Below are 20,534 nucleotides of genomic sequence, written 5' to 3' on the forward strand. Positions count from 1 at the left end.
CCATGCCCCGAACGGATGCCTCTTCGGCTCTGGCGTCGGCCTTTGGAAAGGGGATCGGCCTCTTGCCCACCTCATCCACCTTCCGCACCGTGCCGCCGGCAGCCGATGTCGTGATCATCGGCGGTGGCGTGATGGGTGCCAGCATTGCCTTCCACCTGGCCGAGGCCGGAGTGAACGACATCGTCGTGGTCGAGCGCGGCGACCTGGGCTGCGGCAGTTCCGGCAAACCCATCGGCGGAGTGCGGGCCCAGTTCTCCGACCCGCTCAACATCGAACTGGGCAGCCGGAGTCTGCGGGCCTTCCAGGACTTCGCGCACCGCCCGGGTGCCGACATCCGTCTCGACAGCGTCGGCTACCTCTTCCTGCTCACCAGCGACCGCCAGGCCGCGGACTTCGAGGTAAGTGTCCGGATCCAGAACAGCCTGGACGTGCCCAGCCGCATGATCAGCCCGGACGAGGCCCGCCGGCTGTGTCCCTACATCACCACCGACGGACTGGTGGCCGCCGTCTACTCACCCACCGACGGCCACGCCCGCCCCGCCCTGGTCGTCCATGGATATGCCGACTCCGCGGCCCGGGCCGGCGTCAGGTTCGCTCCGCACACCGCCGTGACCGGTATCGACACCGCCGGCGACCGTGTCACCACCGTTCACACCGACCGCGGCCCGATCGCCTGCTCCACCGCCATCTGCGCGGCGGGCGCCTGGTCGGGTCAGATCGGCGACATGGCCGGCATCAACCTGCCGGTGCGGCCGGTGCGTCGCCAGCTGGCCTTCACCAAGCCGCTGACACCCCCGGCACCTCGCATTCCATTCACCATCGACTTCTCGACCTCGGCCTACTTCCACAACAGCGACGACGGTCTGCTGTTCGGCCTGGCCGATCCCGACCAGCCTGACGGCTTCGACACCACCTGGACCCCGGACTGGCTCGAGCTGTTCCGTGCCGCAGCGCGGCGCCAGGCCCCCGCGCTGGCCGACATGGAGATCGCCGACGGCTGGGCCGGACTGTACGAGGTCACCCCGGACCACAACGCGCTGATCGGACGCTCCGGTGAACTGGGCAACTTCCTGTATGCCACCGGGTTTTCCGGTCATGGCTTCCTGCAGGCCCCTGCCGTCGGCGAGATCGTGCGCGACCTCTGCCTGGACCGCGAACCGTTCATCGACATCTCCCCCCTCAGCGCCGACCGCTTCCGGGCCGGGGCCGAGATCCGCCCCGAAGCCCACGTGGTGTGAATTCCCGTGACCGCCCGACCGACCGCCCGACCGACCGTCCGCCCGGTCCAAAGCCCGATGGAAAGAGACCCGTCGATGATCAGCCAGTGGCAACTGCGCGCCGCCTTCGCCTCGCGGCTCTCGGACATGTACGGGCGGGAGGTTCCCGCCTACACGACGCTCGTGGACGTCTCGCGCGAGGTCAACGAGGACGTAATGCGCGCGCAGGGTGCCGACGCCGAACGCCTGGGATCCATCAGCCGGGTGACCGCGGAACGGCACGGCGCCATCCGCGTCGGCACCCCCGGCGAACTGCGGCAGGTCGCCCGTATCTTCGGGGCCCTGGGCATGCACCCGGTGGGGTTCTACGACCTGCGCGAGGCCGCCGCCAGCGCGGTGCCCGTCGTATCGACCGCGTTCCGTCCGATCGACGGCGAGGAACTGGCACGTAACCCCTTCCGCGTCTTCACGTCCATGCTCACCCCGGCGGACCCGCGGTTCTTCGACGCCGGTCTGCGCTCCCGCCTGGAGACGTTCCTCGCCGGCCGCGAGCTGTTCCCGCCGGAGCTGCTCGCCCTGGCCGACCGGGCCGAGGCGCAGAAAGAGCTGCCGGAAGCCGCAGCCGAACGCTTCCTCCGGCTCGCAGTGCAGGCCTTCGAGCTGTCGGCCGAGCCGGTCGACAAGGCCTGGTACGAGACCCTGGAGAAGGTCTCCGCCGTCGCCGCGGACATCGGTGGTGTGCGCAGCACCCATATCAACCACCTCACCCCGCGCGTCCTGGACATCGACGAGCTCTACCGGCGCATGACCCGGCGCGGCATCGAGATGATCGACGCCATCCAGGGCCCCCCGGACTGGAAGGGCCCCGATCTGTTGCTGCGTCAGACGTCCTTCCGGGCGCTGGCCGAGCCCCGCGCCCTGCGCACCCCGGACGGCAGCGTGATCACCAGTGCCCTGCGCGTGCGGTTCGGCGAGGTCGAAGCCCGCGGCATCGCCGTCACCCGCGAGGGCCGGGCCCTCTACGACCGCCTGCTCGCCCTCGTCGACGAGCAGGCCGCTGTCCACCCCCGGGCGGACCGGAGCGAACTCGCCCGCACCCTGTGGGCCGAGCACGTCCCCGCCCGCGAGCGAGAACTCGCCACCCAGGGGCTGGCGTACTTCACCTACCAGGTCGCGACCGACCGGCCACGGGACGGAAGCCGCCCGCCGGCCGGCATCGGCGATTTGCTGGTGCAGGGCTGGGTCCGGGCCGAGCCCGTTGTCTACGAGGACTTCCTGCCCCGCTCCGCGGCCGGCATCTTCCAGTCCAACCTCAGCGGCGAGGGCTCCAGGAACAACGACCAGGAAGGCGCCGCCTACGACAGCGAATGGCTCTCCGGCGCCATCGACCGCGAAGTCCTCGACCCCTTCGCCCTCTACGAGCACCAGCAGAACCGCTCCATCGCCCAGGTCGCCAGGGAACTGGGACTCACTCGGCCGACCCCGCCGATCCGGCCTCCTCACCCGTCAACTCCCAAGGGAGCATCATGACCAGCACCACCCTGCCCACCACCGAGGACCTGCGCGCCCGAGCCCGTGCCGCCCTGGAGCGCATCGGCGTCACCGTTCAGGAAGGCACCGACTTCCAAGCCCGTACGCCCATCACCGGCGAGGACCTTTTCGGCCTGACGGCCGCCACCGCCGCTGACACCGAGGAGGCCATCAGCGCCACCCGCGCGGCCTTCCTCAGCTGGCGCACCACACCCGCACCCCGTCGCGGCGAACTCGTCCGCCGCCTGGGCGAGTTGCTCCGTGATCACAAGAGCGACCTGGCCGACCTCATCACCATCGAAGCGGGCAAGATCCGCTCGGAGGCACTGGGCGAGGTCCAAGAGATGATCGACATCTGTGAGTTCGCGGTGGGCCTGTCCCGTCAGCTCTACGGGCGCACCATCGCCTCCGAACGCCCGGGCCACCGCCTCGCCGAGACCTGGCACCCCCTCGGTGTCGTCGGTGTCATCTCCGCGTTCAACTTCCCCGCCGCCGTGTGGTCGTGGAACACCGCCGTGGCTCTGGCCTGCGGCGACACCGTGATCTGGAAGCCCTCCGAGCTCACCCCGCTCATCTCGCTCGCCTGCGACCGGCTGCTGGCCGAGGCAGCCGAAGAGGTCGGCGCCCCCCTCGACGTACACCGTCTGCTGCTCGGCGACCGCACCATCGGCGAGAAGCTCGTGGACGACCCCCGCGTCGCGCTCATCAGCGCCACCGGCTCCACCCGCATGGGCCGTGAGGTCGGCCCCCGCGTCGCGGCCCGCTTCGGGCGCACTCTGCTGGAGCTCGGCGGCAACAACGCCGCCGTTGTCGCGCCCTCCGCCGACCTCGACCTCGCCGTCCAGGGCATCGTCTTCGCCGCCGCCGGTACCGCGGGACAGCGCTGCACCACCCTGCGCCGCCTCATCGTCCACCGCGACATCGCCGACACCCTCATCGCACGGCTGACGGCCGCGTACGCCAAGCTCCCCATCGGCGACCCGTTCGACGAGAACACCCTCGTCGGACCGCTCATCTCCACCAAGGCGCTCGAAAGCATGCAGGACGCCCTCACCCGCGCACAGGTGCGGGGCGGCAAGGTTCTCGTGGGCGGCGGCCGCCGGCTGGCCGACACCGCCCCGGGGGCGGCCTACGCCGAACCGGTCATCGTCCGCGTCGACGAACAGACCGACGTCGTCCGGGAGGAGACCTTCGCCCCGGTCCTCTACGTGCTGACGTACGACACGTTCGAGGAGGCCATCGCCCTGCACAACGATGTTCCGCAGGGCCTGTCCTCGAGCATCTTCACCCGCGACCAGCAGGAGGCCGAGCTCTTCCTCTCCTCCGAGGGCTCCGACTGCGGCATCGCCAACGTCAACATCGGCACCTCCGGCGCGGAGATCGGCGGCGCCTTCGGTGGTGAGAAGGAGACCGGCGGCGGCCGCGAGTCCGGCTCCGACGCCTGGCGCGCATACATGCGCCCGGCCACCAACACCATCAACTACTCCAGCCGGCTCGCCCTCGCCCAGAACGTCAGCTTCCTCTGAACGCGCGCCCTCAGCCCCGCCCCGGACCTGTGCCGGGGGCGGGGCTGACTGACACTCGCCCGGGACTGCGGCTACATCGGCTGGAGCGAGGGCGCCCCGTTGCTCGAGGACTTCGCGTAGGCGGCGAGCAGGCGCTCGGTGTCGGCCATCTGCCGGAGCCAGCCGTCGCGGACGACGTCGATGCCCGTCTCGGGCTCCTGCAGGGACGCCAGGTACCCGGCGAGCGGGGCGCCCCCCGGGCCCGCCTGCTCGTGCAGTTCGATCATCCTGGCCACGAGCTTGGTCTGCATGCCGTAGATCGGGATCTGCGGGCCGCGCGGTGCGATGAGGCCGATGAAGTACAGCTTCTCGGCGGTTTCCGTCACGATGCCGCCCGCGTAGCGCACCGGAGCCCCGGCGGCGGAGGGGAAGAGGGAGCTGTCGAGGAACGGGAGCCGGACGTTGAAGCCGGTGGCCCACAGGATGGTGTCGTAGTCGCGGGAGGTGCCGTCGCCGAAGTGGACGGTGTTGCCGTCGAACCGCTCGATGCCCGGGCGGACGGTGATGCGGCCGTGGTGGATCCAGTACAGGAGGAGGTCGTTGACGACCGCGCGGCCCTCGGCGAGGGTGGCTCCCTCGGGCTCGGGCAGGCCGGGGTAGGCGTTCCACTCCCCGATCGACAGGCGGGCCATGAGCCGGCTGATCAGGTCCTGCTCCGGCGGCGAGAAGTCGGCCAGGAACGGCACTTCCTGGCGTGGCACGCCGAAGTAGGTCTTGGGCTGGAACCACGAGCCGTGCCGGATGACGATGTCGGCGTCCAGGCGGTGCTGGGCGACGTCGACGGCGAGGTCGCAGCCGGAGTTTCCGGCGCCGACGACAAGGATGCGGTCGCCCTCCAGCTCCGAGACGTTCTTGTAGACGCCGGAATGGATCGTCTTTCCGGTGAACTCGCCGGGGATGTCCGGGATCCTGGGGTCCCACAGGTGGCCGTTGGCCACGAGCACGCCGTCGTAGACCTCGTCGTCCCCGGCGGAGGTGGTCACCCGCCAGCCGTACGACCCCGTCCGCGCGTCCGTGACACCTTCGGGGGCCGGGACCGGCTCGACGCTCGTCACGGCCGTGCCGAACCGGATGATCTCGTAGAGGCCGTGCTCGCGTGCGTACGACTCGATATAGGCGCGCACCTGGTCGCGGCGCGGGAAGTGCGGGTAGTCGGCGGGCATCGGAAAGTCCTCGAACGCCGTCATGTCGCGCGAGGTGATGAGGTGAAGGGCGTCGTAGTCGGTGTGCCAGTGGCCGCCGACCCGGTCCGTCTTCTCGAAGCAGTCGACGCTGTGGCCGCGTCGGCGCAGTTGCTGGAGGGCGGAGACGCCTGCGGCTCCGGCGCCGATGACGCAGTAGCGGGACATGGGGTTCCCTTCGTGGTCCGGGACGGTGGCTTCCGAAGCCGTCGCCCGGCGGCCTTGGACCGAGCCGGGGCCGGCGTGCGGAGCGAGGGCTTCGTTGCATCCAGACGCGGTCAGGGGTGAGTGGGTCCGCCCGTCAGGATGACCAAAGTATTGACGGGACAACTGCTCTAGGTGAATGCGAGATTTACGCCGTGCCCATAGGGCTTTCCTATGGGCGGCCCGCGCTCGTCAGAGGCGGCCGGGCCTCACTCGCCGCCGGCTCCCTCGGTGCGGCTGATCACCGGGTCACAGGACTCCAGCGCCGCCAGGTGCTTCGTGACCAGTTCCATCAGCACGCGCGTGGCGGGGGAGAGGTGGGCGTCGCGCCGGGTGATGAACGCGAACGTCTCGTGCAGGGGCGGGTCCAGCGAGACGGAGTGCAAGCGTTCCAGATACCCCAGCGAGCGGGCGAGGGGCAGGGAGATGACGGTGTCGCCGACGCCGCCGGCAGCGAGGGTGAGGGCCAGGGCGGGGGATTCGACCTCGGCCACGGGGTTGAGGGAGACGCCCGCCCTCTGGACGCGCCCCAGCAGCTGGCGACGGGTGGGATCGATATTGCCCCAGCGCGCCTCGGGGAGGATGAGCGGTGCTTCGGCCAGCCGCTGCGCTGTGGGCGGCTCGGTGACGCGCGACGGATCGGCGCTGAGGTAGACGACCTCGCATGTCCATACGACGCCGCTCACGTCCAGGCCGCGGTCGTCCACCGGGAGGGCGACAAGCCCCGCCTCCAGTGTGCCGTCGCGGACGGCGTCGGCGACCTCGCAGGAGTTCAGCCCGACGACACGGATTCTCACCCTCGGGTGCCGCGCGCGGAAATCGGTGATCAGGTCGCTGAGCAGCAGGTGCTGCGCGCTGCTGAAGGTGCCGAAGGCCACGGTGCCGCCGGTGAGCGTACGCACTCCGCGCACCGACTCCTCTGCCTCTTTCGTGGCGACGCGGACGTGCTGGGCGCGCGGCAGCAGCAGATGTCCGGCCTCGGTCAGCACCAGCTTCCGGTTGGTGCGGACGAAGAGCGGGACGCCGAGCGAGTGCTCCAGGCGCCGGATCTGCTCGGACAGGCTCGGCTGCGCGATGTACAGCGCCTCCGCCGCCGCGGAGAAGGAGCCGTGCTCGACGGCGGCGAGGAAGTAGGTCAACTGCTGCAGAGTCATCGCGCTTGCCAAAGGCTGATCCTTGAGGAGCCTCGGAATTTCGAGGGTTTACCAATTTCCGTGGAGGTCTCCATACTCTCCGCAAGCGCTGGGGTAATCAACGGGCGGACGCACATCACCTCGCCGGACCATGACCGGCCCGCACCCCTCCGGCCCGCTCACTGAGCCAGTTCACAGCTCCCCAGCCTTCTCGTCCCCCTCCAGCCCGCTCACGTCTGGTGAAGGAGGTCTCCCGGTGCGGAACTCCCCTGAGCAAGTCCGCGAAGCGGTCCTGGAACCCAGCCGCGACGCCCGGGCCCGCCGCACCGATCAGTACATCCCACCCAGGAGACGGCATTGAGTACCCATCCCAGCACGCCGCCCGGCGCACGGCTGTCCGGCAGGACCGTCCTGATCACCGGCGGTGCACGCGGTCAGGGAGCCTCGCACGCCGAACGGCTCGCCTCCGAAGGCGCGCGGGTCCTGGCCTGCGACGTCCTCGACGACGCGGGCAAGGCCACTGCCGCCCGCCTCCAGGAGGCAGGGCTCGACGTGGAGTACCTGCACCTCGACGTCACATCACCCGACGACTGGGCCCGGGCCGTCCAGCATGCCCGTACGGCCACCGGACGTCTGGACGTACTGGTCAACAACGCCGGGATCATCCACGTCAACCCGCTCCTCGAAGAACGGGCCGAGGACTGGAACGCCACCCTCTCCGTCAACGTCACCGGGCCGCTGCTGGGCATCCAGGCAGCCGCACCCCTGATGCGTGAGAACGGAGGTGGCTCGGTCATCAACGTCGCCTCGATCTTCGGAGTGGTCGGTGCCGCCGGCTACGTCGCCTACTGCGCCAGCAAGGGCGCCCTGATCGCGCTCACCAAGACCGCCGCCCTGGAACTGGCCGCCGACGGCATCCGCGTCAACGCCCTCTGCCCCGGCGGAGTCAGCACCCCCATGAACGAACAGGAGAAGGAAGGCGGCGTGATCCCGCAGACCCCGATGGGCCGCCGCGCCCACGTCCGGGAGATCTCCGGCGCCGTCGCCTTTCTCGCGTCCGACGACTCCAGCTTCACCACCGGAACGGAGATGATCATCGATGGCGGCTTCCTCGCCCACTGAGCCCGCGCACTCGGGGCCCCCGCGCTCCGCGGCCCTGGTGACAGGCGCGGCCAGCGGCATGGGCCGGGCCGTCGCCGAGCGGTTCCTCGCCGAGGGCTGGTCCGTCCTCGGCGTGGACCGCGACACCACGGCCCTCGACAAAGTGGCCGGGGAGCTCGGGCCCGCCTTTCGGCCCGTGGCGGTGGACATCACCGACCGTGCCGCCGTTGCCACGGCGCTCGGCTCCCCGCAGGGGCTGCGCGCCGTCGTCAACGCCGCCGGCATCTATCCCCCCACCCTTCTGGCCGACTTCGACGAGCCGACCTACCGGCGCATCTTCGACGTGAACGTACTCGGCACCCTCAACGTCACCGCCGAAGCCGTCCCCGCACTGCGCGGCGCGGGCGGCGGATCGGTCGTCAACTTCGCCTCCATCGACGCCTTCGCCGTCTCGCCCGGCCAGCTGATCTACAGCGCCTCGAAGGCGGCCGTGGTCTGTCTGACCCGCTCCCTCGCCCAGGAACTGGCCGCCGACGGCATTACCGTCAACGCCGTCGCCCCCGGCTGGGTCGACACCCCGGGCACCCGCGCCGGCGGCCGCATCGAACAGGCCGTCTCCACCATCCCGTTGGGCCGGGCCGCCCAGCCCGAGGAGATCGCCGACTGGGTCTGGAAGCTGTGCCACGGCACGTACATGACAGGCGAAACGCTTGTCGTCAGCGGCGGCATCGCCGTCCGCTGACCCCTTTGGAAGCTCCCGCCACGCAACGGAGACATGCCATGACCGTCCAGCCGCCGACGGACGTAGGAATACGCGCGTTCGTCGCGCAATGCGTGGCGGCCGACTCCATCGACTCACGGCCGGGAACGGCAGGTTGCCCAAGGCGCCGAAAGTTACCCTTCGGGTTCGGCAACTGAATACAGAGGATTTGTTTCCGGCGAGTCAATTCCTCGCGAGTCCTCGCGAGATGGTGGCCCACGTGACGGCCCCTGTTTCCGCATGCCTTCTTGACGGATCCCGGCATGAATAACAATTCAATGCCGAAACCTGATGAAAACTTCGCCGTGACCTATAAGTGACCTGGAAGCCCCAGATTTTCCCATTACCTTCGGCGTTGAGGAGTGGAATGTTCAGAGCAGCCAAGATTTTCGCAACGGTCGCGGTGGCCGGGCTCGCTGCAAGTGCCTGCGGGGGCAGCGCTTCGGGCGGCTCGGACGGTGGCTCGAGCAGCGGCACGATGGTCATCGGTATTGACCTGCCGCTCCAGGGAGCGTCCAAGGACGCGTCCGAGTCGACGATCAACGCGATGAAGCTCTACCTGGACCAGGTGGGCGGCAAGGCCGGCAAGTACAAGGTGAAGCTCAAGGTCTACGACGACTCGACCGCGGCCAAGGGGGCCTGGGACGACGCGACCTGCGCCAAGAACGCGCAGGACCACGTGGCGAACACCGACGAGGTCGCGGTCATGGGCACCTACAACTCCGGCTGTGCGAAGATCGAGGTCCCGGTCCTGAACCAGGACCCGAAGGGCCCCATGCTGATGGTGTCGCACGCGAACACCAACCCCGGTCTGACGAAGTCCTGGGACCCGGGAGAGCCCGCGAAATACTACCCGTCCGGTAAGCGAAATTACGCCCGTGTCATCGCGACCGACGATTACCAGGGTGCGGCGGGAGCCCAGTTCGCCGCCAAGGATCTCGGCGTCAAGAGCTGCTACATCCTCAACGACAACCAGACGTACGGTATCGGTGTCGCCAAGGCGTTCGCGGACGAGGCGAAGAAGCAGGGCATCAAGGTGCTCGGCAACGAGGCGTGGGACCTCAAGCAGCCGAACTACACCGCGCTCTTCACCAACATCAAGGCGACGAACCCGGACTGCGTCTACGTCGGCGGCATCTTCGACAACAACGGTGGCCAGTTGGTCAAGGACAAGGTCAAGGTCCTTGGCGACAACTCCAAGGTGAAGCTGATAGCACCCGACGGCTTCAGCGGCTACCCGGACTTCGACAAGCTGGCGCAGGCCCAGGGCTCGTACCTCACCTTCGCGGGCCTGACCACCACCAGCCTGCGCGAGCAGGGCGGCGTCGGCGCGAAGCTCCTCGACGCCTTCAAGAAGAAGTACGGCGCCGACCCGGCGACCAACTACGCGCTGTATGCGGTAGAGGCGCTGCAGGTGATGCTGAAGGCCATCGAGCAGTCCGACGGGACCCGGGCGGGCGTCCGGGACCAGGTGTTCTCGGGCAGCGGGATATCCATCCCGGCCGACGAGTCGGCCGTGGGCAAGACGCTCACCATCTCCCCGAAGACGGGCGATGTCGATGTCCTGGACATCTCGGTGATCAACGTCAAGGACAACGAGGAGAAGTTCCTGAAGGCGTGGCCCGTCAGCTGAGCTGAGGCCTGCGGGGCGGGCGGCATCCGACCAGGTGCCGCCCGCCCCGGACCGGCTTCCGGCCGGCTCTCCTGCACGTGATCTCATCCCCCCGAGGACCCTTCATGGCAGCAGCTGCTACCAGCGTCGTGGTACCAGCCACGATCGACCGCAAAGCGGTTTTCCAACGCTATGTCACGTACGCCATTCTCTTCGGCGTCGTCGTCTGGCTCGGCGTCAACCTGATCCACGCACCCTCACAGTTCTTCTCGGCGGGCGCTGAGGGACTCAACAACGGGATGCTCTACGCGCTCATCGCGCTCGGGTACACCCTGGTCTACGGCATCATCGAGCTGATCAACTTCGCCCACGGCGACCTGTTCATGCTCGGAGCCCTGTTCAGCGGATTCCTGCTGACCACCGTCATGGGCCAGACCACCTCCACGCTCCTCGGATGGGTGCTCCTGCTCGTCACGCTGGTCGCCACCATGGCCTTCTGCGGCGGCGTCAACGTGACCCTGGAGTTCGTGGCCTACCGGCGCCTGCGGCGGGCTCCCAAACTCGCCCCGCTGATCACCGCGGTCGGCATGAGCTTCATGCTGCAGTTCATCGGCCTGAAGTGGAACGGCTCGACGCCCCAGCAGTGGCCGACCATTCTCCCCGAAGGATCCTTCGGGTTCGGCGGCTTCACCGTCGACTACAGCCTGCTGGCCGTCATCGCGGTGACCGTGCCCGTCCTGCTGCTGCTGAAGTGGGTCGTCACCAGCACCAGGCAGGGCAAGGCGATGCGGGCCGTCGCCCAGGACCAGGACGCCGCCCGGCTCATGGGCGTCAACGTGAACCGGACCATCTCCTTCACCTTCCTGATCGGCGGGGCGCTGGCCGGCACCGCGGGCGTGATGTACCAGCAGGTCGTGGGCACCACGGCGTACAACCTGGGCTACCAGATGGGGCTCATCGCCTTCACCTCCGCGGTCCTCGGCGGCATCGGCAACATCTCCGGCGCGGTGCTGGGCGGCCTGCTGATCGGCGTCATCCAGGGCTTCAACGACGGCCTGCCCTACGGGTTCCACCAGAAGTGGTCCCAGACAGTGGTCTTCACCATCCTCATCCTGCTCATGGTCTTCAAGCCCGAAGGCCTGCTGGGCCGACCGACCACGGAGAAGGTGTAGCCCATGGCTTCCATATCCGTATCCGTACCGCACCGGCTGCGGTGGCCGCTGGGATACACCGCCGCGGCGGTCCTGGTGTTCCTGGCCTACTACTACATGATCCCCAACCTCGGACCCGGCGGCCAGACGTTCTTCCGTAACTGGCTGCCGCTCACCTCGGTCAACGAGGCGCTGGTGTGGGTGATCTGCGCACTCGGTCTGAACATCGTGGTGGGCTACGCCGGCCTGCTGGACCTGGGCTTCGTCGCCTTCTGGGCCATCGGCGGCTACGTCGCGGGCTGGCTGATGTCCGGCAAGTTCTACGATGTCAACTTCAACTTCTTCGGCGGCGCGTCCGGGCCGGGCATCCACATCAGCTTCTGGCTGGTGCTGATCGTCGGAGGAGCGTTCTGCGCACTGTGGGGCGTGATCATCGGCGCGCCCACCCTGCGCCTGAAGAGCGACTACCTCGCGCTCGTGACGCTCGGCTTCGGTGAGATCATCCCGCAGGTCTTCCTGAACGGCGACGACATCGGTGGCTTCAACCTGACCAACGGCGCCCTGGGCATCACCCCGGTCGACCCGATCGCCATCGGCTCCACCAAGCTCGGGCCGTTCGACCTGGTGTGGAAGTACCTGATCTTCGTAGGGATCGCCGCGCTCGTCGTCTTCATCACGCTGCGGCTGCGCGAGGGCCGGCTGGGCCGCGCCTGGCTGGCCATCCGCGAGGACGAACTCGCCGCGAGCATGATGGGCGTGCCGCTGATGCGCACCAAGCTCGCGGCCTACGCGGTCGGCGCGGTGGCGGGAGGCCTCGGCGGAGTCGCCTTCGCCACGCACGTCAACGGTGTTCTGCCCGACCGGTTCAACTTCTCGATCTCCATCACCCTGCTGGCGATGGTCGTGCTCGGCGGCATGGGCAACGTCTGGGGCGTCATCCTGGGCGCGCTCGTGCTCGCCTGGATCAACTCCACCGGGCTGCCGCAGTTCGGCACGTCCTTCAACGAGCAGTTCGGGACGAACGTCAACTTCCCCTCGTACAACTTTCTGCTGTTCGGCGGCATCCTCGTCCTGATGATGCTGTTCCGGCGCGAGGGCATCCTGCCCGAATCCCGCACCCGACTGATCCTGAAGGAACCCAGCCGGACCGACATGGAGTCGCTGCACGCAGACATGGAGGAAGCGGCACCCGAACTGGACGAGGACCTGGAAGCCGTCATCGCCACCGACGGAGCAGGGGAGAAGGCATGACGACTCCGCAGACAGCACCCCGGAACACCGAGACCGGGCTGAAGCTGCGCGCCGACCACATCACGGTGCAGTTCGGCGGCCTGGTGGCGGTCAACGACGTCAGTTTCACCATCCCCGAGCAGTCCGTGGTCAGCCTGATCGGGCCCAACGGCGCCGGCAAGACGACGTTCTTCAACGTGCTCACCGGCCTGTACCGGGCGACCAGCGGCAGGGTGGTCCTCGGCGACCGGGACATCACCACTCTGGTCCCGCACAAGATCGCCGCCCTCGGCATGGCCCGTACGTTCCAGAACATCCGGCTCTTCGGCCTGATGACGGCCGAGGAGAACGTGAAGGTCGCCATGCATTCCAAGCTGCGGGCGGGGCCCTTCCACACCATCGTGCGAACCCCCCGGCAGCGCCGCGAGGAGCGGGAGGCCCAGGAGACCGCCCGGGAGCTGCTGGAATTCGTCGGCATCGGCAAGTTCGCGGGCGAGTACGCACGCAACATCTCCTACGGCGACCAGCGTCGGCTGGAGATCGCCCGCGCGCTCGCGCTCGACCCGAGCGTCCTGCTGCTGGACGAGCCGACCGCCGGGATGAATCCGCAGGAGTCGGCGACGTTCACCTCGTTCGTGCACAGGCTGCGTGACGAGAAGGACCTCTCGGTCCTGCTCATCGAGCACGACATGAGCGTCGTCATGCAGGTCTCCGACCGGATCACGGTCCTCGACAGAGGAGAGAAGATCGCCGAAGGCGGCCCTGACGACATCAGGAACGACCAGCGGGTGATCGAGGCGTATCTCGGGAAGTCCGGAAGGGACAAGAAGATATGAGCGGCGCCAACGGCGTGACCGAGACGCGCGAGCCGATGCTCGAACTCGACGAGATCCACGTCTACTACGGCAACATCGCGGCGGTGAAGGGCCTGTCGCTGACCGTCTACCCCGGCGAGATCGTCACCCTCATCGGCTCCAACGGCGCAGGCAAGTCCACCACTCTGCGGGCGATCTCCGGCCTGCTGCCGGTGCGGCGCGGCACGGTGACCTTCCAGGGCGGCAAGCTCAACGGTGTGGCCGATCACGAGGTCGTCAGGCGCGGTATCGCCCACTCTCCGGAGGGGCGGCGGATCTTCCCCAAGATGACCGTGGACGAGAACCTCGACATGGGCGCGTTCCTGCGCAAGGACAAGGAGGGGATAGCCGAGGACCGGGAGATGATCCTGGAGCTCTTCCCCCGGCTCCGGGAACGCATCCACCAGAAGGCGGGCACCATGTCCGGCGGCGAGCAGCAGATGCTCGCCGTCGGGCGGGCGATGATGGCGAGGCCCCAGCTGCTGCTGCTCGACGAACCCTCCATGGGACTGGCCCCGGTGCTCGTCGACGTCATCTTCGAAACGATCGTCCGGATCCGTGAGCAGGGCACCACGGTGCTGCTCGTGGAACAGAACGCACTGGCCGCGCTCGAGGTCGCGGACCGCGCCTACGTTCTGGAATCCGGCTCCCTGAAACTCCATGGTCCCGCGGACGAGCTGGCCGAGGACCAGGAGATCGTCAGCGCCTATCTCGGCGGCTGACACACCCCCGGCGCGCGGGTGCGCCCACCTGACGCGGCCACCCGCGCACCCGGGGTGCCGGTTTTCGACGAGGCATGAACAGGGGGGAAGCGACGCGGTGGTGACGAGTGCGGTGGTCGCCGTGCCGCGGATGACCCCGTCGCACCGGTTCGGTTTGCTGATGGGCACCGCCTCCGCCGTCCTGGTGGGCATGTCCTTCGTGGCGAGCAGCGTGATGGCGCACTACCCGTTCCTGGGCGGGCAGTCGGTGCGCTACGCCCTCGGGTTCCTGCTGCTGGCCGTCCTGTGCACCCGGCGCGGATGGGCCCCGGTCCGCCGGCTCACCCCACGGCTGTGGGTGCGGCTCACTATGGTGGCGGCGGCGGGCCTGGTCGGGTTCAACGTGGCGGTGCTCTCCGCCGAGCGCACCGCCGAGCCCGCCGTACCGGGCGTCGTGGTGGGATGCACACCGGTGGTGGTGGCGATCCTGGCACCGCTGATGGAGTCGAGACGCCCCTCGGGCCGGGTGGCCTGCGGAGCGCTGGTCGTGGCGGCGGGCGCCGCGGTGGTCCAGGGCTTCGGGCGGACGGACGCGGCGGGTCTGCTCTGGTCGCTGGCGGCGCTGGGCGGGGAGGTGGTCATGGCCCTGTTCGTCGTGCCGGTGCTGAGAGTGCTGGGGCCACTGCTGCTGACCACCTGCGCGTGCGCGATCGCTTCGGTGGAGGCGGCCGCACTGGGCCTGGCCCTCGACGGTTCGGCGTGGGTGCGGATGCCCGACGGGGCGGAGGCGGCGGCGCTGGCGTGGCAGATCCTGGCCGTGACGGTGCTGGGTATCGTGCTGTGGTTCGGCGCGATCCACCGGATCGGCGCGGTGGGCATGGCACTGCTGTCCGGCCTGATCCCGGTCTCGGCCGCGCTGACGGCACCTATGGTGGGCACGGGAAGCTTCGGTGCCGGGCAGTTGCTGGGAAGCCTGCTCGTCGCCGCCGGTGTGTCGCTCGGCGCGTCCTCCGCGGCGGCCGACGCGGGCCCGGTCGGCGACGCAGGGCCCGTACGCCGCCCGACGCCGGAGCCGGTTACCGTAGCGAGCCCCGTAACGAAGAGGCAGGAGCGCATGCCGGAAGCACCGCAGGAGATCCTCTTCCTGTCCGAGCGTCAGGTGGAGGCGCTCTTCGATCCCGACACCGCCATCGAGTCCCAGCGGGTGGCGTTCACCGCCCTGGGCGACCGGACCGCCGAACTGCCGGAAAAGATCCTCTATCCCAGCCGCTTCGACGGCTCGATCGTCTTCTGCTACGCCTCCCGCCTGTCGGCGGACACCGGCGCGGTCTGCAAGTTCGGCAGCCTCAACCAGGGCAACAGCGGGCGCGGACTGCCCAACGTCAGCGCCCTGATCACCGCGCTCGATCCGGAAACCGGCCGCCCCGTGGCCGTGATGGACGGGACGGCGGTGACGACCCTGCGCACGGCCGCCGCGAGCGCCCTCGCCGTCTCCGTCCTCGCGCGTCCTGACGCCACCCGGCTCGCGGTCATCGGCTCCGGCGTGCAGGCCCGGGCCCACGTACGTGCCATCGCCCGCGTACGCCCCCTGCGGACGGTGCGCATCTGGAGCCCCACACCGGGCAACAGCCTGGCCGCCGCGGCCGAACTCGCCGCCGAACTCGGCATCGAGGTGGCAGCCGCCAGGACTGCCGAGGAGGCGGTGGCGGAAGCCCATGTCGTCGCCGCGTGCACGCTGAGCGAGACGCCCGTTGTCCTCGGTGCCTGGCTGGCGAAGGGCTGCACCGTGGTGAGCGTCGGATCCGTCGAGCCGACGCGCTGCGAGGCCGACCCCGAGGTGCTGCGCCGGTCGGGAGCCGTCGTCGTCGACGACCCCGCCACCGCTGCAGGGCACTGCGGGCCGGTCGTGGCGGCACTGCGGTCGGGAGACCTCCTACGGGAGGACCTCGTCGGCCTCGGGGACGTCGTCGTGGGCCGTGCGACCGCCCGGAAGCAGCCCGACGACATCGTGTTCTACGGCAGCGTCGGCATCGGCGTGCAGGATGCCGCAGCCGCCTGGGCGGTGATCCGGCGGGCGCGCCACGGGGGCCAGGACGCGGCCGGGAGCGAGTTTCTCGTGCCCTGACCCGTCGCCCGCCGACGGGTTTCGGACCGTCCGGCCGGAGGCGGGCCGCAGTGGGGTGACCGTCGACCACCCCTCGATGAGTCCGTTCGTCCTCAAGAAACCAACTCTGCGCAAACCTCCACGCATCCTCTGGAAGGACGGGGTCAGCGCCCATGGTTGTGCATGACGTGCTTGGTGCGCGAGTAGTCCTGCAGCGCGTAGATCGACAGGTCCCGGCCGTAGCCGGATCCCTTGAATCCGCCCCAGGGGACTTCGCCGGCCAGCACCAGATGTGAGTTGACCCAGACGGTTCCGAAGTCGAGCCGCGCGGCGATGTCGTGACTGCGGCGGGCGTTCTCGGTCCACACCGATGCCGACAGACCGAGAGGCACGTCGTTGGCCCGCCGTACCGCCTCCTCCTCGTCGCTGAAGGTCTCGACCGTGACCACGGGGCCGAAGATCTCCTCGCGCGTGACTTCGGCCCCTTCGGGTACGTCGACCAGCACGGTCGGGGCCACGAAGTAACCGGGCCTGTCGATGGCCCCGCCTCCGGTCGCCGCTCGGACGCCTTCGTTCTTCGCCCGCTCCAAGTACCCCCTGACACGGTCGAAGTGCGCCTTCGAGACCATGGGGCCGACCTCGACGTCCTCTCCGGCCTGCGGCTCACCGACGACCAGGGCCCGGACCTCGTCGACGAGCTGCTCGACGAACTGCCCGGCGACCGATTCGTGGACGAGTACGCGGCACGCGGCCCCGCATTCCTGGCCCGAGTTCCAGAAGCCGGCGACGCGCAGCGACGATGCGGCAGCGGCGAGATCGGCGTCCGGGAAGATCACGACCGGGGCCTTGCCGCCGAGTTCGAGGTGCACCCGCTTGAGGGTGTCGGCAGCGGCCCGGGCGACGGCACGGCCGCTGGCGACCGAACCGGTCAGGGCGATCATGTCCACGTCCGGGTGCTCGGCGAGCCGGGCGCCGGCAACCGCGCCGTAACCGGTCACCACGTTCACCACACCGCGCGGCAGGAGATCGGCCACGAGTTCGATGAACTTCAGCGTGGTCAGCGGGGTCTGCTCGGACGGCTTGATGACCAGGGTGTTGCCGGCGGCGAGAATGGGCGCGATCTTCCAGGCCGCCATGAGCAGGGGATAGTTCCAGGGGGTGATCACGCCGATCACCCCGAGCGGCTCACGCAGAATGACAGACAGGTGGTCCTCGGCGTAGTCGCCGGCGGCCATGGACGTGGTCGCGCGCAACGCACCGGCCATGAAGCGGAAGGTGTCGATGGTGCCGTCGACGTCGTCCCGTGACACCGCGAGCGGCTTACCGGTGTTGGCCGACTCCAGCCTGACGAGGAGGTCGGTGTTCTCGGCCACCCGGTCGGCGATGGCGTGCAGCACTTCCGAGCGGTCCTTGGGGACCCGCCGAGCCCACTGCTCCTTGGCCGCGACCGCAGCGGCGACCGCTCGGTCGATGTCCTCGGGGGTTCCCTCGGGAATCCGGGCGATGACGCTTTCCGTGCTCGGGTCGACCACGTCGATGACGCGCTCGGGCGATCCGTCGATGAACGTCCCGTCGACGAAATGCCGGGCCGGAGGGAGGTCGGCAGCGGAGATCAGAGGCGGCGCGCCCGCTGCGTGTGCAGCCGTGGCTGTCGTGAGGCCGGAGGCTGCCGACAGCTGTGGAAGCTCCTTGACCAGGGAGGAGATCCTGGCCGTTGTGGCGGCGTCGAGGCCGAGTACCGGCTCACGGGGGCTTCCGACGGGGAATCCGGCTGCCCCCAGGGCTGCCTTGACCGCCGGAATGAACGGAGCGGTCATGATCGCGTCCATCAGCGGGTAGATCCGTGCCCACTCGGATCGCGCGCGTTCGAGTTCGCCGTCGCGCAAGGCACGGTGGATCGAGACGAGTTCGGCCGGCATCACGTTCGCGGTCCCTGCCATGACACCGGCGGCGCCCTCGGAGATCGCGGTCAGGAGAAGGCTGTCCCAGCCGACGAAGGTGGAGATGACGTCGCCGTGGCGCTGGATCAGCTGCCCGGCCTGAGCCATGTCCGCGCTGGTGTCCTTGATGTACCGGATGTTCTCGACCTCGCGGGCGAGCCGTCCGACGGTGTCCGGCGAGAGATTGACACCGGTGGCCCCGGGCAGGTTGTAGAGCATGATCGGAATGTCCACGGCGTCGGCGACGGTGCGCAGGTAGCGCAGCGTTTCGTCGAGAGTGAGCGGCTCGTAGTACGGGGCGACCACCATCAGGACCGAAGCTCCGGCGGCCTGCGCGTGGAGGGACAGTTCGACCGCCTCCTTGGTGCTCAACGCGCCGGTCTGCGCGATGACCGGGACACGTCCGGCCACCTGGTCGACAACGGTCTCGACCACCCTGCGCCGTTCCGCGCCGCTCATCGCCGCGAACTCACCGGTGGATCCGCAGGCGACGACGCCGTCGACCCCGCCGTCGACGCTGCGGTCGACCAGGCGGCGCAGTGTTTTCTCGTCGATCTCCCCGTCCGACGTGAACGGTGAGGCAAGTGCGGTCAGGACACCGCTCAGCTGTGACGACATTCTCGAGTCTCCTCAGGTGAACCCTCAGGTAAAGCTGTGGGCAGGTATCGGCCGGGGGCGCGGATGCCAGGCTCATGGGTTTGCCGCACCGGAGCAGTCGGGGCTCCGGACGGGGCGGCGGATCTACGTGACCGCGTCCACCGGCGCCAGGCCGTGCCGGGTGGCCTGCCGGTCGGTGGCCAGCAGGCTCCGGGCCTCCTGCGCGGCGGACAGGCCGGTCTGGATCGCGGTCTCGGTGTAGAGGGTGCCGAGGTAGTCACCGGCCAGGAGCACCCGGCCGGTGCGGCGAGTCAGCGTCTGCTGCAGCTGCCCACGACCGGGGAAGCAGTAGGGCGCGCCTGTGGGCCAGCGCTGGACCTCGGCTTCGACGACCTTGTCGGCGAAGCCCGGCAGGACCTGGCCGAGCTCGTCGAGGTAGGTCCGGCGGATCTCGTCATCGTCGAGTTCGAGGAGCGTGCGCGCCAGACTGCCGGGCGAGAAGACCATGAGGCTGCTGCCGGGCCGGCGTTCCGGCTCGAGACCGCGCGCGATGTTCGAGAGGTTCAGCGCGACGTTGAAGGACCGCTTCGGCGTCGCGATGGCGTAGGCGTCGTCCCAGACCTGACGCTCGGTCTCGTCGGTGAGGAACGCCGCGCTCACGTACGGGCCGTAGACGATCTTCGACAGGGCCTCCCGGACGTCGCGGTCGAGATCGACCGCGACCCGGTGGCTGACGGTCGCGGGAGTGGCCAGGACCACGCAGCGCGCCTCGACCTCCTTCTCGGCTCCGTCCTGCCGGTAACGGACGACGACCGAGTCCTTCTTCTGGACGATCTCGTCGACGGCCGCGTTCAACCGCACCCGGTCCGACAGGGCTGCGGCGATGCTCTCGGTGAGGGTGGACGGCCCGCCGAGGATGCTTTGGGAGAGGCCGCCACCGACGCTCCAGACCAGGCTGAAATAGCCGACGCCGGCACCGGCGGAGAGCTGGTCCATGTCGGCGGCTGACCGGGTCACCGTGGGCTTGAACAGTGCTTCGGCGTCTTCGGGCAGGTCGCCGACGAAATCGGCGAAGGTGCGGTCGTTCATGAAGTCGTAGACCCGCTGCTGTCGGGTGGCTTCGTCCTCGCCGGGCCGCCGCTGGACGATCCTGGCGTATCGGGTGACGGCCAGCGCGACCTTGGCACCGGCCTTCACCATCCCGACGCGGGCGGACCACGGCATGGGGATCCGGAACGGGTAACTCTCCACCCGGCCCTTGAGGAGCAGCTTGCCGTTCATGGCCAGCCCGGCCAGCGATCCCGTCACCGGGGTCGAATCGATGCCGGTGTCGCCGAGGAGCCAGGACGTGGCGGAGTTCCCGCCGGCGTAGACGTGCCCGCCCCAGTTGAGCCAGTACGGTCCGCGGCGCTCCGATCGGATGCGTCCACCGACCCGTCCCTCCGACTCGAGCAGGAGCGTGTCCCAGTGCCGCAGCCGCCAGCCCGCGGCCAGTCCCGCGATGCCGCCTCCGACGATCACTACGTCTTTCAGTCTGTTCCCTGCGTCTGCGGTCATCACAACCTCTGGGAGCGGTTCCCGGACCTGGCCCAGGTGGGGGCAGGTCCGGTCCAGGTCGGGGTTGATGTCTTTCAGCCGTCGTGCGTGCTGCCCG

The 20,534-nt window shown here is 69.2% G+C and carries 15 protein-coding genes; 11 read left to right on the top strand and 4 right to left on the bottom strand.

Going from position 1 to position 20,534, the window contains the following annotated elements; all coding sequences use genetic code 11:
- Positions 1-62 precede the first annotated feature (62 nt).
- The 3 genes from ABT057_RS14950 to amaB all read left to right on the top strand — a co-directional run bounded on the left by ABT057_RS14950 (position 63) and on the right by amaB (position 4,273).
- Positions 63-1,238, top strand: coding sequence for an NAD(P)/FAD-dependent oxidoreductase (locus ABT057_RS14950; RefSeq protein ID WP_352343296.1), 1,176 nt, complete (start codon positions 63-65; stop codon positions 1,236-1,238).
- 75 nt (positions 1,239-1,313) lie between these two features.
- Complete coding sequence (gene hglS / locus ABT057_RS14955; protein WP_352343297.1) at positions 1,314-2,747, top strand: 2-oxoadipate dioxygenase/decarboxylase; 1,434 nt, start codon at positions 1,314-1,316, stop codon at positions 2,745-2,747.
- On the top strand, positions 2,744-4,273 hold the full coding sequence (gene amaB, locus ABT057_RS14960; protein WP_352343298.1) for an L-piperidine-6-carboxylate dehydrogenase: 1,530 nt from the start codon (positions 2,744-2,746) through the stop codon (positions 4,271-4,273). Before hglS ends, amaB begins: the two co-directional genes overlap by 4 nt.
- Positions 4,274-4,344: 71 nt before the next feature.
- On the opposite strand, the gene ABT057_RS14965 is transcribed toward amaB, so the two are convergent.
- Both ABT057_RS14965 and ABT057_RS14970 read right to left on the bottom strand, forming a co-directional pair.
- Positions 4,345-5,661 (bottom strand): flavin-containing monooxygenase, encoded by a 1,317-nt coding sequence (locus tag ABT057_RS14965; protein ID WP_352343299.1) that lies wholly within the window; start codon positions 5,659-5,661, stop codon positions 4,345-4,347.
- A 245-nt stretch (positions 5,662-5,906) separates the two neighbouring features.
- Entirely contained in the window at positions 5,907-6,863 is a 957-nt protein-coding gene (locus ABT057_RS14970; RefSeq protein ID WP_352343300.1) for a LysR family transcriptional regulator, read from the bottom strand.
- A gap of 324 nt (positions 6,864-7,187) precedes the next feature.
- Here ABT057_RS14970 and ABT057_RS14975 point away from each other — a divergent pair, with 324 nt between their 5' ends.
- From ABT057_RS14975 to ABT057_RS15010, 8 genes are all read left to right on the top strand, one after another.
- Entirely contained in the window at positions 7,188-7,952 is a 765-nt protein-coding gene (locus ABT057_RS14975) for an SDR family NAD(P)-dependent oxidoreductase (protein ID WP_352343301.1), read from the top strand.
- Positions 7,930-8,673, top strand: a complete 744-nt coding sequence (locus tag ABT057_RS14980; protein WP_352343303.1) for an SDR family NAD(P)-dependent oxidoreductase — start codon at positions 7,930-7,932, stop codon at positions 8,671-8,673. The genes ABT057_RS14975 and ABT057_RS14980 overlap by 23 nt, the downstream gene beginning before the upstream one ends.
- A gap of 496 nt (positions 8,674-9,169) precedes the next feature.
- Positions 9,170-10,324, top strand: a complete 1,155-nt coding sequence (locus ABT057_RS14985; RefSeq protein ID WP_352343305.1) for a branched-chain amino acid ABC transporter substrate-binding protein — start codon at positions 9,170-9,172, stop codon at positions 10,322-10,324.
- Between the two features lie 104 nt (positions 10,325-10,428).
- A complete protein-coding gene (locus ABT057_RS14990) occupies positions 10,429-11,475 on the top strand; it encodes a branched-chain amino acid ABC transporter permease (RefSeq protein WP_352343306.1) in 1,047 nt (348 codons plus the stop codon).
- A gap of 3 nt (positions 11,476-11,478) precedes the next feature.
- Positions 11,479-12,705, top strand: a complete 1,227-nt coding sequence (locus ABT057_RS14995) for a branched-chain amino acid ABC transporter permease (RefSeq protein ID WP_352343307.1) — start codon at positions 11,479-11,481, stop codon at positions 12,703-12,705.
- Positions 12,702-13,520, top strand: coding sequence for an ABC transporter ATP-binding protein (locus ABT057_RS15000; protein WP_352343308.1), 819 nt, complete (start codon positions 12,702-12,704; stop codon positions 13,518-13,520). The genes ABT057_RS14995 and ABT057_RS15000 overlap by 4 nt, the downstream gene beginning before the upstream one ends.
- Complete coding sequence (locus tag ABT057_RS15005) at positions 13,517-14,260, top strand: ABC transporter ATP-binding protein (protein ID WP_352343310.1); 744 nt, start codon at positions 13,517-13,519, stop codon at positions 14,258-14,260. Before ABT057_RS15000 ends, ABT057_RS15005 begins: the two co-directional genes overlap by 4 nt.
- A gap of 100 nt (positions 14,261-14,360) precedes the next feature.
- A complete protein-coding gene (locus ABT057_RS15010) occupies positions 14,361-16,364 on the top strand; it encodes an EamA family transporter (RefSeq protein WP_352343311.1) in 2,004 nt (667 codons plus the stop codon).
- Positions 16,365-16,507: 143 nt separating this feature from the next.
- On the opposite strand, the gene dapA is transcribed toward ABT057_RS15010, so the two are convergent.
- Together dapA and ABT057_RS15020 are read right to left on the bottom strand one after the other, a co-directional pair.
- Entirely contained in the window at positions 16,508-18,901 is a 2,394-nt protein-coding gene (dapA, locus tag ABT057_RS15015; protein ID WP_352343312.1) for a 4-hydroxy-tetrahydrodipicolinate synthase, read from the bottom strand.
- 123 nt (positions 18,902-19,024) lie between these two features.
- Entirely contained in the window at positions 19,025-20,401 is a 1,377-nt protein-coding gene (locus ABT057_RS15020; RefSeq protein WP_352343314.1) for an NAD(P)/FAD-dependent oxidoreductase, read from the bottom strand.
- Positions 20,402-20,534: the final 133 nt, after the last annotated feature.

The sequence above is a fragment of the Streptomyces sp. NPDC002588 genome, from assembly GCF_040295925.1.
In the GTDB taxonomy this organism is placed as follows: domain Bacteria; phylum Actinomycetota; class Actinomycetes; order Streptomycetales; family Streptomycetaceae; genus Streptomyces.